Below are 13,546 nucleotides of genomic sequence, written 5' to 3' on the forward strand. Positions count from 1 at the left end.
GCCCTGCGATCAGTCACGGCTCGTGCCGGGTTCGGCGACGACAGCGATGCAGTCGTCCGCGGGGACACTCCACGGGACGGCTGCGGTCACTCTGAGGCGGCGTCCTCGACCTGACTCGACTCGATCGTGTGGCCCGTCTCGACGTGGTGATCGATGGCGCGACGAGAGCGCTCGGCGGTCGCGTACCCGTCGCGGGCCGAGACGCGCCAACCGCAGTCGATGCAGTAGTGGACGTCCGCCTCGGGAGCCGCCCGGGCGGTCGCAGCCGGCGCCCCCGCGACGACGTCTGTGTCAGCGACGCTGGGGTCTGTGGTCCGTGAGGAGACGTCCTCGATTCTGACTTCGGGATCGTCGTCGATCGTGACGGTGAGTCGGTAGCCGTAGTAGCTGAAGACGACGCGGCCGCCGGGTCGGTCGCCGGAGCTAGTCGGTGCGAAGAGGCGATCGAGCGCTTCCCCGTCGATCACCTCGTACAGCGGCGTCTCGAGTGCAGTCGGATCGACTCCCTCGCGGGCGGCGACCGCACGGACGAGCTGCTCGCTCAGGGGATCCGAGTCGGCGCTGATCTCGAGTTCCTGGGCAACTGGTTCGGTCACTAGTTGCGTCCAGGGAGGGAGGGAGTATAAACTCAATGCAAGAGAGAGCGGGGTGGGCGTAAGGACGGACTTACTCGCTAATCTGTCGTTAAATCGGTCCGTCTGGCGACCGACAGATCGGCGCTCTCACTCCTCGACGATCCTGCTCCCGCCCGGCGGCAGGAAGTGCTGGATACGGTCCGGGCTGGCGATCTTTCGGACGAACGATTCGTCTGCGAACCGGTCCCGGAACTGGCGGTACATTCGCTTCGCGGCGTCGCCCTGGGCGTACCGGCCGGGTTCGACTGCGATGGTCGTCTCGGCCCGGCCCTCGATAGCACTCGGCGGACCGCCGATGACGCGGGTGTAAGGCTCACACTGGATGCCGACGGCGACGCCGACCGGCGTGTCGTCGTAGTAGGTTCGGTCGCCCCGAATTGCGAAGCCACCTTTCTCCAAGTACTCCCCGCTCTCGGGGGTCTTGGTCACCTGATCGGAGTCGACGGCGTAGACGTCGCCCGCGTACCGGCCGTCTTTCCAAACTGAGGCGTAGGAGACGGCGAACTGGGCAGCCTCCTCGATGCTCGACGCCGGGAGTTCGATATCCGACGAGGAGGCCTCGCTCGGATCGGTCGCCTTCAGGACGGTGACGGGGCCGCCGTGAGCCTGCGTGTGGAGCACTTTGTCGCCCGGTTCGAGATACTTCTTGACCAGTTCCTCGTTCTGGTCTGCGTTGCGCCCGCCGATGACGAGGTAGCCGTCGCTCGTGTGGAACCAGCGGAACCGATCGAACCAGGGCTCGTTCTCACGGATCGGGATAGAGGGTGCAGCGAGCCAGTCTCGCTCGTCGGCTTCGGCAGCCTCGTCGACCTCGTCGGTCTCGTCAGCACTGTCGTCGGCCTCCCACTCGTCTCGGCGGCGCTCGATTTCGGCGAGCTGCTCGCGAGTGTCCTCGATGGCCGCGAGTGCCCCCTCTTTCTTCTCGGCGATCCGCTTTGCCTCGGTGTAGAGCCGATCTGCGTTCTTCTCGACGCCGTCGCGGGCCAGCAGCTCGATCTGTTCACCCTCGACGTCGACGGTGACCGTCCCCTCGCTGCCGTCGACGTCGACGACCGCCTCGGCGGCCTCGATACCGCGCTCTGTGCCCTCCTCGAAGCGCGCTTCGATCTCGTCCCAGGGGCGGTCCTGCTCGCGGGCCGCCTGGACGGTCGTCAGGATCTCGTCAACCAGGCCGTAGTTGGCGTACAGCAACTCGGCCTGCTCGCGCTGTGCTTGGGCCTGCTGTTCGAAGCCCTCGATGGCGCCCTCCTGCTGGTCGATGATGCGCTCGTGTTTGGCGATCTGTTCCTCGAAGTCTGGGCGCTGGTCGGTCGGGTCCGGCTCGCCGTCGTCCAGATCGAGCCGGAAGAAGTACTCGTCGAGAGCGGCGGTGAAGCTCTCGAAGGGATCGGCCGCCAGTTCGGCGTGTTCCTCGAGCGGGAAGGGAGTGACGTCGACGACGCGGTCAGGGGTCGAGTCGGTCCCCGCTTCGCCCGCATCCTCTCCGTTCGCCCCCTCTCCGTCCGCCGACTCGAAATACAACCGCGGCTCGACGGCGCCGGTCCGAATGTCGATTGCGAGGCGCTCGATCGCGCCGTAGAGGCGGTCGTAGACGTCCTCGTCGGCGTCGGCGATCTCCATCGCCTTCTCGACGCCGGCGCGGGTACATACCTCCTCGGCGTAGAGCCCGCCGAAGTTGAGTTGGGTCGCGAGCGTCCGGACCACGTCGCTGTCGGACTCGTCCATCTCGTGGTCGAACACCTCTCGGGAGATCGTAAGGGGGTTCGTCCGGCTGTCGGGGAACTCGTAGCGCGAGCCCGGAACGACGGTCCGCGATTTGAGGCGAACCGTCTCCAGACAGTCGATCACCTCGTACTCGCCGTCGGTGACGGCGACGTTCCCCTGGCCGAACAGTTCGACGATGATTCTCGTGGTACCGTCGTCGCGCTCGAAGACGAACTCGAGAATGCGGTCGAACTCGAACTGCTCGACGCCGACGAAGTCGGCGCCCGAGAGTCGATTTCTGAGCATCATCGCAAACTGAGGCGGCCGCCCCGGCGCGTCGGGGATGCGCTCGGGGGCGACCAGGTGGGCGCGCTTGACCTCGCCAACCTCACAGACGAGTTCCATCCGCCCGCGGTCAAAGTCCCGCATCTTCAGCCGCAGGAGATCGTCGCCGTAGAGATAGGCCTTGTCGACTTTCGCCCCCTCGTAGGCACCCAGTTCGCGGACGAGGGCGGCGAGGTCGACGCTGGTCAGTTCCCGCTTCGGATCCATACCCACACCTGCCCGGGCCGTCCCAAAAGGCGTGTCGTTCCGGAAGGGCGCCGTTCGGCGACGGCCGTCCAACCGCTGACGACCGAATCGAGAGCAACGGGAGCCGAGTCGAACGGGGCAGTTTCCGAGCCAGTAACGGCGACCGCCCCTTTATCACCACTCCGGACGCGTTCGAAATCGATGACGTCCGCAGAGTCTCCGAGTCGGGGGGTTCGAGGCGGGATCGGCGACGCCGTCGGGGTCGTCGCAGAGGGCCAAACGTACAAAAATCTGCTCTACCTCGCGCTCGCGTTTCCGCTGGCGATGATCTACTCGATGCTCCTCATGCTCGGGTTCATGTTCGGCGCGTTCCTCTCGATCGCCCTCGTCGGGATCGCCGTGTTGATCGCGACGGTACTTGGCTCCCGGCTGCTCGCGGGCGCAGAGCGCTGGCTCGCGAACGCCTTGTTGGGTCTCGACCTGAAACGGTCGGCGGACGTCTATTCGGCCGACCAGACCGGGCTATGGGCTACCGTTCGGGCGTACCTCGAAGCGAAGTCGACGTGGCAGGGACTGGGCTTTCTCATGCTGAAGTTCTGGGTCGCCCTCACCGCGTTTATCCTGCTCTTCCTGTTCGCCAGTGTGCTGTCGCTCGTGACCGCGCCGTTACGATACCCACACGAGGTGGAGTTTATCACGGTCAACGACCAGCCGATCGTCTGGACAATCGACACGCTGCCGGAGGCGCTGCTCGCGGTACCGATCGGACTCGGCCTCGGGCTCGCCTTTTTGCACCTGTTGAACGGGTTCGCCCACGTCTGTAAGCGGATGGCAGTCGCATTGCTCGGTGAGCCGGCGTCGTCCAAGGACGCTTCAGGACCGACCGACGGGGCGCCGCCGTCCGGGGGTGATTCAGACTACACCGAGACGAAGTCGGTGTCAGAAAGCGAGCCGACAGCGGCCGAGACGGAATCGACGGCCAAAATCGGTCCGGAGTCGGTCGGGGCGAGCCGCAGTCGCAAGGCCTAATCCACATACCCTCCTCCACCGAGACATGCAACGCGCGCCGGAAGCGCCAGCGAACCGCCGTCGTACCGGAGGGCTGCGATGAGCGCGGAGACCGCAAGCTGGGACGACGTCGCCCGCCTCCCGTCGTTTCTCGAGCGCCTGGCCGAAGCGGGCGGGATCTCGATCCGAGACCTCGCCGGAGAGCTCGACCTGGGAATCGACGTCGGCGGCGTCGTCTACCACGACCGTGGGATTAGAGTCCCGGCTCACGACGTCACGCTCTTCGACGAACCCCGCGGCTCGCGGGGCGTCCCCGCGTTCGGCGTCGAGGTCGACACCGTCGGCCCGCGCCACGCCTGGGCGGCGTTCGACGCGAGCCACAACTGGGACGTCTACCGGCTGCGCTCCGAGGACGTGGCGGCGGTCGCCTGGATGAGCGACGGCGAGTTCGACGCCGAGGAGGCCGAGTACTTCAGCTCGAAGGCCGAGGCCGTCCAGGCGGGGCAGTTCTCCTTCGGCGTCTTCGTTCCCGACCGGTCGGACTGGGAGAGCCAGGCCCGAAGCCTCAACGCGACCAAGTCGCCCGCGTTCCTCCAGCACGAAGACGGGACGACGACGTATCCGCGAACCCAGTCTGAGTTCTACGAGTACGTCGGTTCGACGCCCGAGGAGTTCCGGCTCTCGGCGGGCGGCGCGCCGACGTACCTGGGCGTGCTCGAACTCGTGGCGACAGTCGCGGACTGAGCCGCGATTGGGCGAAGCGACAGCCGACGGCGACGGGAGATCACCTTGCGAAGATAGTGCGAACGCTTATCAAGCGAGGGGTAGTTTCATCCACACTATGGAACTGGGTGAGTTTCTCGAAGGCGGTGAGCTGACCTGGCGGCAAGCCGCGATCATCGCCTTCACCTTTCTCGGGTTGGTGATCCTGGCCGGTTTTCTGCTGGTCCTGTTCAGCGATCTGTTCAGAGTAGTCTAGCAGCCGACAAAACCAAGCCGGTGTCGACCTCCAGCAGGGGGTCGTCGCCAGCGAGGGCGTCTTAGCGAAGGGACTTGCTCACGTACGGCCCGTCCTGGTGGTAGCCGAGCTTCTCGCGGTAGTACTCACGGGCACCGATCCCCGAGATGACGCTCAGCTTATCGTACCCCGCGTCGGCAGCCATCTCTTCGGCTTGTCCGATGAGTCGACGCCCGTACCCCTGGTGTTGGTGCTGCGCATCGGATCCCGAATCGCCCATCGCGACCTCCGAGCCGTAGACGTGGAGTTCGCGAACCAGCGCGGCGTTTTCGAGTTCGTCTCTGGCCGGACCTACGTCGGACCAGTCCGATGAGGATCGCCCGGCTGCGCCGGCCTCACCGCCGGGGAACCGGAGTCGGCAGAAGCCGATCAGGAGGTCCTGCTCGAAGTCCTCGAACGAGATGAAGTGTTCCGTCCCGCCACAGGCCTCGTAGGTCATGACATCAAGCTCTATCTCGTCAGGTTCGGCGTCGTTCATGCCGACCTCGCGACAGCGGATACACTCGCAGGACCAGCCGTGTTCGTCCATCCGCTTCCGGGCGAGCTGGCGGAGATTCGACTTCCAGACGCCGGCGTCGATGAAGTCCGCGGGAATGTCTCGCTGGACACGCTGGAGGCGCGTATAGCGCGGAATCATGTCCTTGATTTCGGCGATTAGCTCGGCGGCTTCCTCGTTTTCGAGGGGATCGAACTCTCCCTTGTGCCACCAGTCGTAGGTGGCGGTGTCGCGGACGATCAGCATCGGGTAGATTTTGAGGTAGTCAGGTTTCCACTGCTCTTGCTCGAAGATGCGCCGGAAGTCCTCGAGACACATTTCTGTGCTCATCCCGGGCTGGCCGGGCATCATGTGGAAGCCGACCTTGAACGCGGCGTCGCGCAGCCGCCGGTTGGCGTCGATCGAGTCCTGCGTGCCGTGGCCGCGGTGCATCTCCCGATTGATGCGCTCGTAGGTCGTCTGGACGCCGACCTCGACTTTCGTCCCGCCCAGGTCGAGCATCCGATCGATCTGCTCGGGATCACACCAGTCGGGTTTCGTCTCGAAGGTGGTCCCGATGTTGCGGATATCCGCCGTCTCGTTTTCGGCGATAACGTCCTCAACGTACGTCCAGTCGTACTCCGCGGGATCCTGTGCGAAGCTCTCGCCCTCGGCAGGTTCGGGCTCTTTGTCGACGTCGTACTCGTTCATCGCCTCCAGGGCGCGCTTGACGAACCACTCCTGGTAGTCGTGCGATCGGGCGGTCATCGTCCCGCCCATCAGGATCAGTTCGACCTTGTCGACCGGGTGGCCGATCTCTCGAAGCTGCTCCAGTCGCAACGTCACCTGGCCGTAGGGATCGTAATCGTTCTGGACGCCGCGAGCCGCGGCGGGCTCCTCGCCCGTGTAGCTCTGCGAGGACGAAAATTCGGAGTCGGGACCGCCGGGACAGTAGAGACACTTCCCGTGGGGACAGCGCTCCGGGGAGGTCATGATCGCGACCGGCGAGACGCCCGACGCGGTGCGGACCGGCTTGCGCCGAAGCACCGGCTCTAACACCTCGCGGTGCTCTTCGCCGGCGTGGTCGAGCAGCTCGGAGTTCTTGGGCACCTTCGGCGCCGAGTGCTCCGAACAGGCCTCGAGTTTCGCTTTCTCGACCTCGTCGCGTTCGATCTCGCCCGCGAGAATTCGCTCGACTATCGTCTCACAGACCGCTTCGAACGCGTCGGTTTCGGTCGGTTCGGGCGTCTCGGTACTCACTACTCCGTTTTGGACGCGCGTCGCGAATAAGCGTGTCGGACTCGCAAACCGCGGATGTGGTGGAAGGATCGTGACTCTCGACGTGATCTCAGCGGTGTTCGCTGGGGAGAGCGAAACTCCCCCACCACCCGTTGACAGGAGAGGAACGCAGTGGCCGGAAACACACCTCTGCCAACCAGCATTGGATACCGTTGCCAGAGATAGTTTAGTTAGAGAGCACATAATTAATAGTTCACCTCCATTATTTTCTACTATTCACAATACCATACAACAATTATTGAGGCCCAGATAGGAATAGTCGATGACCACGAAAAAGCCTAACCGACCATAGAACAACCAAAGACGGGTTTAGATCAAATTTTGGCACTACGATAACGCAATAAATAAGTCAGAATATGATCAGATGGTGCGCCCCAGTTATGTGCGTTTCTAACACATCTATTTCAACTATTGAAAATTAGATGGTTCCAAGACATGTCCTCATAGAGAGCAATCGGTATCATTATTATCCAATGTGTATATTTATAATAATCGTGATGGCTGTCGTCTGGCTAGAAGAGGTTAGTGGAGATGAGCTAAACCGAGTCGGGGGGAAAGGCGCGTCGCTCGGTGAACTGACATCCGCAGCGCTTCCCGTTCCGCCTGGGTTCGTCGTGACTACTGACGCCTACCGGTCGTTCATCCAGGCCGCAGAGATCAGCGAGGAGTTACACACAGCTATCGACGTCGACACCACGGACCCGTCCGAACTTGCAGCGGCTGCCGAGCGAGCACAAGAGCTGATTCGCAAGACGCCAGTTCCGGCGGAGATCCGGACAGCACTGCGCTCTGCCTACCACGAGATCGGTGGTGGGGAGGCGTTCGTGGCCGTTCGATCGTCGGCGACGGCCGAAGACCTTCCCGATGCGTCGTTTGCCGGCCAACAGGAGACGTTTCTGAACGTCACAGAAGAGAGCCTGCTCGATCGCGTTCGGGCGTGTTGGGCGTCGCTTTTCACACAGCGGGCACTCTACTACCGCAAGGAGTTCGGCTTCGATCACGAGGATGTCGCCATCGCAGTCGTCGTCCAGGAGATGGTCGCAGCGGAGAAATCCGGCGTGCTATTTACGGCCGACCCGACGACCGGAGCGAAACGGACGATTATCGAGGCGGCGTGGGGGCTCGGTGAGGCCGTGGTCTCCGGGGCCGTCTCGCCGGATAACTACTCGGTCTCACCGTCCGGTGAGATCGACGCGACCATCGCCGAAAAGCGTGTCATGCACGTCAAAGACGAGACGAGTGGTGAGACAGTTGAACGGACAGTTCCGGACGAAAAACGCAACCGCCGGGTCTTATCGGATAATGAGATCGAGACGCTGGTCGCTCTCGGTGAGCAGATCGAGAACCACTACGACAGTCCCCAGGACGTCGAGTGGGCAATCGCCGATGGGGAGACGTACCTCTTACAATCCCGACCGATCACGACGACCGACGACGAAGACGTTGGGAAAGCGAACTCGACTGACGGCGACGGCGACAGGGAAGCGAGCACCGATTCACGCTCGACCGACGACGGGACGGCCCAGGACAGTCTCGTCGACGGGTTGGGGTCGAGTCCCGGAACGGCAAGCGGCCCGGTCAGGATTATCCGGAAGCTTCACGACCTCGATCGGGTCGAAACCGGAGATATCATCGTCACGAAGATGACGATGCCCGATATGGTTCCGGCGATGAAGCGCGCGTCAGGGATCGTGACTGACGAGGGTGGGATGACCAGCCACGCGGCGATCGTGGCCCGCGAGCTCGGCGTTCCGGCGGTCGTCGGGACGAGCGATGCGACGGCAACGCTCGACGACGGCCAACCGGTGTCGATCGACGGTCGAAAGGGGACAGTACTGCCGGGGCAGACGGAGACAGAATCCGAACGGGAAGAGACGGCCGATCCGAATCGCCCGGAGGCTACGGCCAGGCCAATGACGGGGACGAAAGTGCTGGTGAATCTCTCGATCCCCGAGGCGGCCGAACGCGCAGCAGCGACGGGTGCCGACGGCGTCGGCCTCCTTCGCATGGAGCACATGGTCCTCCTGTTGAACCAGGCCCCGGAGCGGTACGTCGAGCAACACGGCGCCGACGCCTACGTTGCCGAGCTCTGTCAGGGGATCAGCCGCGTCGCCGACGCGTTCTACCCCCGACCGGTTCGGGTCCGCACCCTCGATGCACCCACGGACGAGTTTCGGCAACTCGACGGCGGCGAGGACGAACCCCACGAACACAACCCGATGCTCGGCTACCGCGGTATTCGACGGTCGCTCGACCGGCCGGACATGTTCGAACACCAGCTCGCTGCGTTCAGTCGTCTCTACGAGATGGGCTACGATAACGTCGAGATCATGTTTCCGCTGGTCAACGACGCGGACGACGTTCGTGGAGCCAAGCGCCTGCTCGAGCGGGCCGGGATCGATCCCGGGAAGCGCCGGTGGGGTGTGATGATCGAGACGCCGGCCGCGGCCGTGATGACCAAAGAGGTAGTCCAGACCGGCACCGATTTCGTCTCGTTCGGGACGAACGATCTCACCCAGTACACGCTCGCAGTCGACCGGAACAACGAACACGTCGCTGATCGCTTCGACGAACTCCACCCCGCAGTCCTGAGACTGATCGGCGACGCGATCGCGACCTGCCGCGAGCACGACGTCGAGACGAGTATCTGTGGGCAGGCCGGATCGAAACCCGAGATGATCCGGTTTCTCGTCGAAGAAGGGATTAGTTCGATATCGGCAAACGTCGATGCCGTCACCGAGGTGCAAAACGAAACGAAACGTGTCGAGCAGCGGCTCCTCTTGGAGTCAGTGCGCTAGACGGAAAAGCGATCCTCGCTCACCTACCCAAGGTCGCGTCGAGGCGATCCTCGAACACCACGGCACGCCAGAGGTGACCGAGAGCACGGTGACCAGCCGCGAGCAACTCTACGATGAACTCGAGACGATCTGGCAGCGAGGGTACGCGAAAGACAACGGTGAACGCGTAGAAGGCATGCGATGTATCGGTGCTCCGATTCTCGATTCGAGTGGCGACATTCTCGGTGCTCTGAGCGTCTCCGGGCCGATGAGCCGCCTCGAGGGCGAGAGCTTCGAACGGGAGATTCCGAAAGCCGTGCTGAGTGCGGCGAACGTCATCGAGGTCAACATGGCCCACGCGTAGCGTCCGGTACTGCCGGACGCAAATTTCTCTATGAAATTACACTCGTATGAATGGAATGTATCGAGAGACAGTACGGCGCTCGATGGCACCAACTTCACTTAGGAGATGCTGACGAGAGGGCTGTTCCCCCTGGGGCGGAGGGTCGTCACCGATACCGGGGGGCCGAGCGGTGCTCCGTGCCACGTCAGTCGCATTCGGCCAGACAAGCGATCGAAGAGTCGGGCTTCAACCTGCTCTTCGAGCACGGCGCCATCTCGAACTCCAGCGGTGAATCAGATGCGTCCAGCACTCCCGGACAGACTGAGACTGCTGTCAGCGTGGCGACGAACGGGAACCGCGTCCCGAATGCCGGTGGGGATCACGTTCCGGCGAGTGTCGGTTCGACACTTCTATTTAGCAGCCATAGAACATATCCATCAATATACCAACCGAGATATATTTCTTGGAGGCAGTTCCGCCGTTCGTGCTGAACGGTTGCGAAAAACGTTGATTCTCCGCCCAAAGAGCCGAAAAAGAGGCTACACGCGAAGGAGACAGGATGACCGTAACATCGTTCCACCACCACCATCTGGGAAGTTAGCAAATTCTTCGGATTTCCAGCTTTTTACCCCCTTTGGGAGGCGATTCGCCCATCCAGACGCAGTCCGTTATAGGAGACCTTAAAGACCAGACAACTATATTCGCTTAGTAGTATTGGTATCTGTGGGTTTTATCGAGACTGACGGCTGTATACCTCTCGAAAGGGGTCGGGAGTCACAGCGCAACCAACGGATGTCTAGTGGTGAAAATCCCCACTCGGACCCAAAATCCCCATTCGGATCGGCGACAGCCAAACCGATCTCGACAGGCACGCGTCGGAGGTACGCCACAGTCAGCGCCCACCGAGGCAGCGCTCGAACGCCCGGATGATCGCGGCGTGCGGTGCGCCGAACCGCAGGGGGAGGGCGATCAGGTCTCGAACTCGAATTCGGGGTCGCGATCGCGACTCGGATCTCGCCGTTCTTGCCGGTCGCGCCGGTTCTCAGCCTCTTGGCGCCACCGATCTGCATCCTCTACCGTCTCCGTCTCGAGCAGCCGCTCGAGTTTTTGCTCGAACTGCTCGTCTGTCAACTCGCCGGCCGCGTATCGATCGCGGAGGGTTCGAGGGCGTCCCGAGTCGTGGACTTGGATTTCTCAACCGTCCCATCCCCACCGACGTCGAGTCGCTCCCGCTCGTCTTCGTCCCACCACTCCTCGATGTCGGCCTCGTCGCCGTACAGCAACGCGACGAGCGGAACGACGACGATGTAGCCAAACAGCATGACCGCGAGCCAGAGCATGCCGGGAGTGGGCAGAAAGAGCAGTGCGAGCCAGATCCCGGTCACCACCAAAGAGGTAATCTCAGTGGCGTTATTTCGCAGTCGATCGGCTGGATCCTCACGCATACCTGTTCGTCGACGGTGCTACGCAAAAGGTATTTCTCACGCGAAATGACGGTCGCGGGCGAAATCGAGTTCTCGAACCGGGAGTCCGTGGCTACCCGAGAATCTCGCCGAGCGCGTCAAGCGCCGCCTCGCGGACGGCCTCGCGCTCGCCGGAGAGGAACTCGACGTGGCCGTCGTGGCCGCCGACGACGCGGACGCCCGCGTCGGGGACGGCCTCGGCGATCGCGTCGCCGAGATCGCGCACATCGACCGGCTCGGTCGCACGGACGCGGAGTTCATCGGTGTCGACGCCGATGGTCGCGAACGGCTCGTCGTCGCGCTGATCGCGGTGGAGCGCGTCTAACAGCAGGTCGGTCGTCGGGAAGTCATAGCGGTGGGTGAACTCTCCCGTATCGAGGACGACGGCGCTGAGATCGCCGACGGTCTCGGTGTCGGCGTTTCGTCGGGCCGTCTCGAGTTCGGCCTCGAGCTTGTCGCGGAACTGCTCTGAGACGTGGGCAGCGAGGTCGCCGTCCCGAGAGGGAGAGGACTCGTCGCCGAACAGCAGGTCGCCGACGAGTTCGCGCTTGTCCTTGTACGACTGGTAGTACGCCTCGAGCGCGACGGCTTCCCGGCGCTCTGCGAGGGCGGTCTCGTCGTAGCCGGCGTCAGCTGCGAGTTCGCGGTAGACGTCGGGGGTGTCCTCCCAGTAGCTCACCGCAGGCAGGTGGACGAGGTCGTCGCGACTGTCGGCGTCGACGAGGCCTGCGAGGGTCGCGGCCAGCGCGGTCGTCGTCAGCTCCGAGACGTCGACGTCGGCGAGCGATGGCGCGACGGTCAGCGAGACGGTGTCGGTGATCGCTGCGTCGGCGCGACTGTCGTCGACGACGATCGCGTCGGCGCCGTACAGCGAGAGGAGTTCGTAGCCGTCGACGGACTCGGCGGTCGAGCCCGAGTCGACAAGCACGACGAGGGGCAGCTGCTCGTCGTGGCGGTCGCGAGCCTCGAGCATCGAGGTGACGTCGTTCGTCGCGGCGTCCATGTCGTATACGCGTCCGTCGAGGGGACGGCGCTCGACGTAGTGGTAGGCGGCGTCCTCACGGGTGTGTTTCTCGCGAACCAGCGGGAGGACAGCGCGTTCGATCGCGGCACCCGCGACGTAGCCGTCTGCGGTCGCGCTGTGACGGATAACGATCGGACGCGTCTCGATGACTGCGCGGCGAATCGCCGTCGCGGCGTCGACGAGATCGTCCGAAACCGCTGCGACCGCGTCGTGGTCGGCCAGCAGGGAGGCGTCTTTGGGTTTGGCAGCCGACTCCAGGGACTGCTCGAGGCGATCTCGAACCGTCGCAGCGTCCTCGTCGTCGAGGATCTCGAGCGTCTCGGTCTCGACCTGGAGGTCGCCGTAGTGGCGCTCGACCTCGCCTTCGACGGCGATCTCGTTGCCGGTTTCGGCGTCGGGGTAGGCCCGGACGCCGGCTTCTTCGAAGGCGGCGACCTCGACAGTCCCGGTCTCGTCGCGAAGCTCGAAGACGGTCGGGCCGGCGGTCTGTCTCACGCTCGTGATCTCGCCTTCGAGACGCACGACGGTGCCGACCTGGGAATCGATGGCGTCGACGGTCGTTCGGTTGAGCGCCGGTTCGTCGTCGGCATCGTCAGCCGACTCAACCGTGTCGTCTGTCGTCTCGGGGACAGCCTGAACGGCTGTGTTCCCGCCGTTCGCGGCAGTCTGATCGGACTCGTCAGCGGCTGCGTCCGAATCAGTTACATCTGCCGCGACGGTCTCGGACGAGGCGTCGTCGCTCGACGCATCGGAGTCGGTCTCGTCGGCGTCGCTCGACTCGGACTCCTGGCTCCGTCTTGAGGGTGCGTTGCTGGTCGCCTCAGCTTCCTCCTCGTCCTCGGGGAGTCGGTCCTCGGAGCCGGTGTCGACGAGGTCGCCACGGAAGTCCCGCTCGCGCTGGCGGATCGACCAGCCGAGGTCGACGTTGCCGTTGTCACGAACGGAGAGTACCTGGACGAACACCGTGTCGCCGGGCTCCCAGTCGAGACTCTCGAGTCGCTGGTCTAGCTTGCTTCTGTGCAACAGGCCGGTGACGTGATCGCCGATATCGACGAAGACGCCGAAGTCGGCGTAGCCGTCGACGGTTCCCCGGTAGTACCGATCGGGGGTGAGCTGCGAGGCGGAGTTGCCGCGAAAGTCGAACGCAACGTCCTCCTCGTGGACTCCACAGACGAAACCGTCCACGGACGTGCCGCAGATGATACAGTTACCCATCTACGTGTAGCAAGCAGGTTCGGCCTAAAACGGTTGTCGGAATGCGCTGGCGAG

At 63.5% G+C, this 13,546-nt stretch carries 8 protein-coding genes and 2 pseudogenes; 5 read left to right on the forward strand and 5 right to left on the reverse strand.

What is annotated here, in order from left to right; translation table 11 throughout:
- Positions 1-338: 338 nt before the first annotated feature.
- Together OB905_06840 and rqcH are read right to left on the reverse strand one after the other, a co-directional pair.
- Positions 339-566: pseudogene (locus OB905_06840) on the reverse strand (hypothetical protein).
- 156 nt (positions 567-722) lie between these two features.
- Entirely contained in the window at positions 723-2,891 is a 2,169-nt protein-coding gene (gene rqcH / locus OB905_06845) for a ribosome rescue protein RqcH (GenBank protein MCU4925703.1), read from the reverse strand.
- Between the two features lie 180 nt (positions 2,892-3,071).
- Between rqcH and OB905_06850 the strand changes: the two genes are divergently transcribed.
- From OB905_06850 to OB905_06860, 3 genes are all read left to right on the forward strand, one after another.
- Complete coding sequence (locus OB905_06850; protein ID MCU4925704.1) at positions 3,072-3,899, forward strand: sensor domain-containing protein; 828 nt, start codon at positions 3,072-3,074, stop codon at positions 3,897-3,899.
- A 78-nt stretch (positions 3,900-3,977) separates the two neighbouring features.
- A complete protein-coding gene (locus tag OB905_06855; GenBank protein MCU4925705.1) occupies positions 3,978-4,622 on the forward strand; it encodes a hypothetical protein in 645 nt (214 codons plus the stop codon).
- A 97-nt stretch (positions 4,623-4,719) separates the two neighbouring features.
- Complete coding sequence (locus tag OB905_06860) at positions 4,720-4,857, forward strand: hypothetical protein (GenBank protein MCU4925706.1); 138 nt, start codon at positions 4,720-4,722, stop codon at positions 4,855-4,857.
- A 61-nt stretch (positions 4,858-4,918) separates the two neighbouring features.
- Here OB905_06860 and OB905_06865 read toward each other — a convergent pair whose 3' ends face one another.
- Positions 4,919-6,631: a tRNA uridine(34) 5-carboxymethylaminomethyl modification radical SAM/GNAT enzyme Elp3 gene (locus OB905_06865; protein MCU4925707.1), complete on the reverse strand. Its 1,713-nt coding sequence runs from the start codon at positions 6,629-6,631 to the stop codon at positions 4,919-4,921.
- A gap of 533 nt (positions 6,632-7,164) precedes the next feature.
- Here OB905_06865 and ppsA point away from each other — a divergent pair.
- Together ppsA and OB905_06875 are read left to right on the forward strand one after the other, a co-directional pair.
- The gene (gene ppsA / locus OB905_06870; protein MCU4925708.1) at positions 7,165-9,468 is read left to right on the forward strand and encodes a phosphoenolpyruvate synthase; all 2,304 of its coding nucleotides are present in this window, start codon (positions 7,165-7,167) and stop codon (positions 9,466-9,468) included.
- The gene (locus OB905_06875) at positions 9,398-9,811 is read left to right on the forward strand and encodes an IclR family transcriptional regulator C-terminal domain-containing protein (GenBank protein ID MCU4925709.1); all 414 of its coding nucleotides are present in this window, start codon (positions 9,398-9,400) and stop codon (positions 9,809-9,811) included. Before ppsA ends, OB905_06875 begins: the two co-directional genes overlap by 71 nt.
- Positions 9,812-10,759: 948 nt before the next feature.
- On the opposite strand, the pseudogene OB905_06880 reads toward OB905_06875, so the two are convergent.
- A pseudogene (locus OB905_06880) lies at positions 10,760-11,235 on the reverse strand (SHOCT domain-containing protein).
- 91 nt (positions 11,236-11,326) lie between these two features.
- The gene (locus tag OB905_06885; protein MCU4925710.1) at positions 11,327-13,492 is read right to left on the reverse strand and encodes an OB-fold nucleic acid binding domain-containing protein; all 2,166 of its coding nucleotides are present in this window, start codon (positions 13,490-13,492) and stop codon (positions 11,327-11,329) included.
- Positions 13,493-13,546 lie beyond the last annotated feature (54 nt).

The sequence above is a fragment of the Halobacteria archaeon AArc-dxtr1 genome, assembly GCA_025517425.1.
Classification (GTDB): domain Archaea; phylum Halobacteriota; class Halobacteria; order Halobacteriales; family Natrialbaceae; genus Halostagnicola.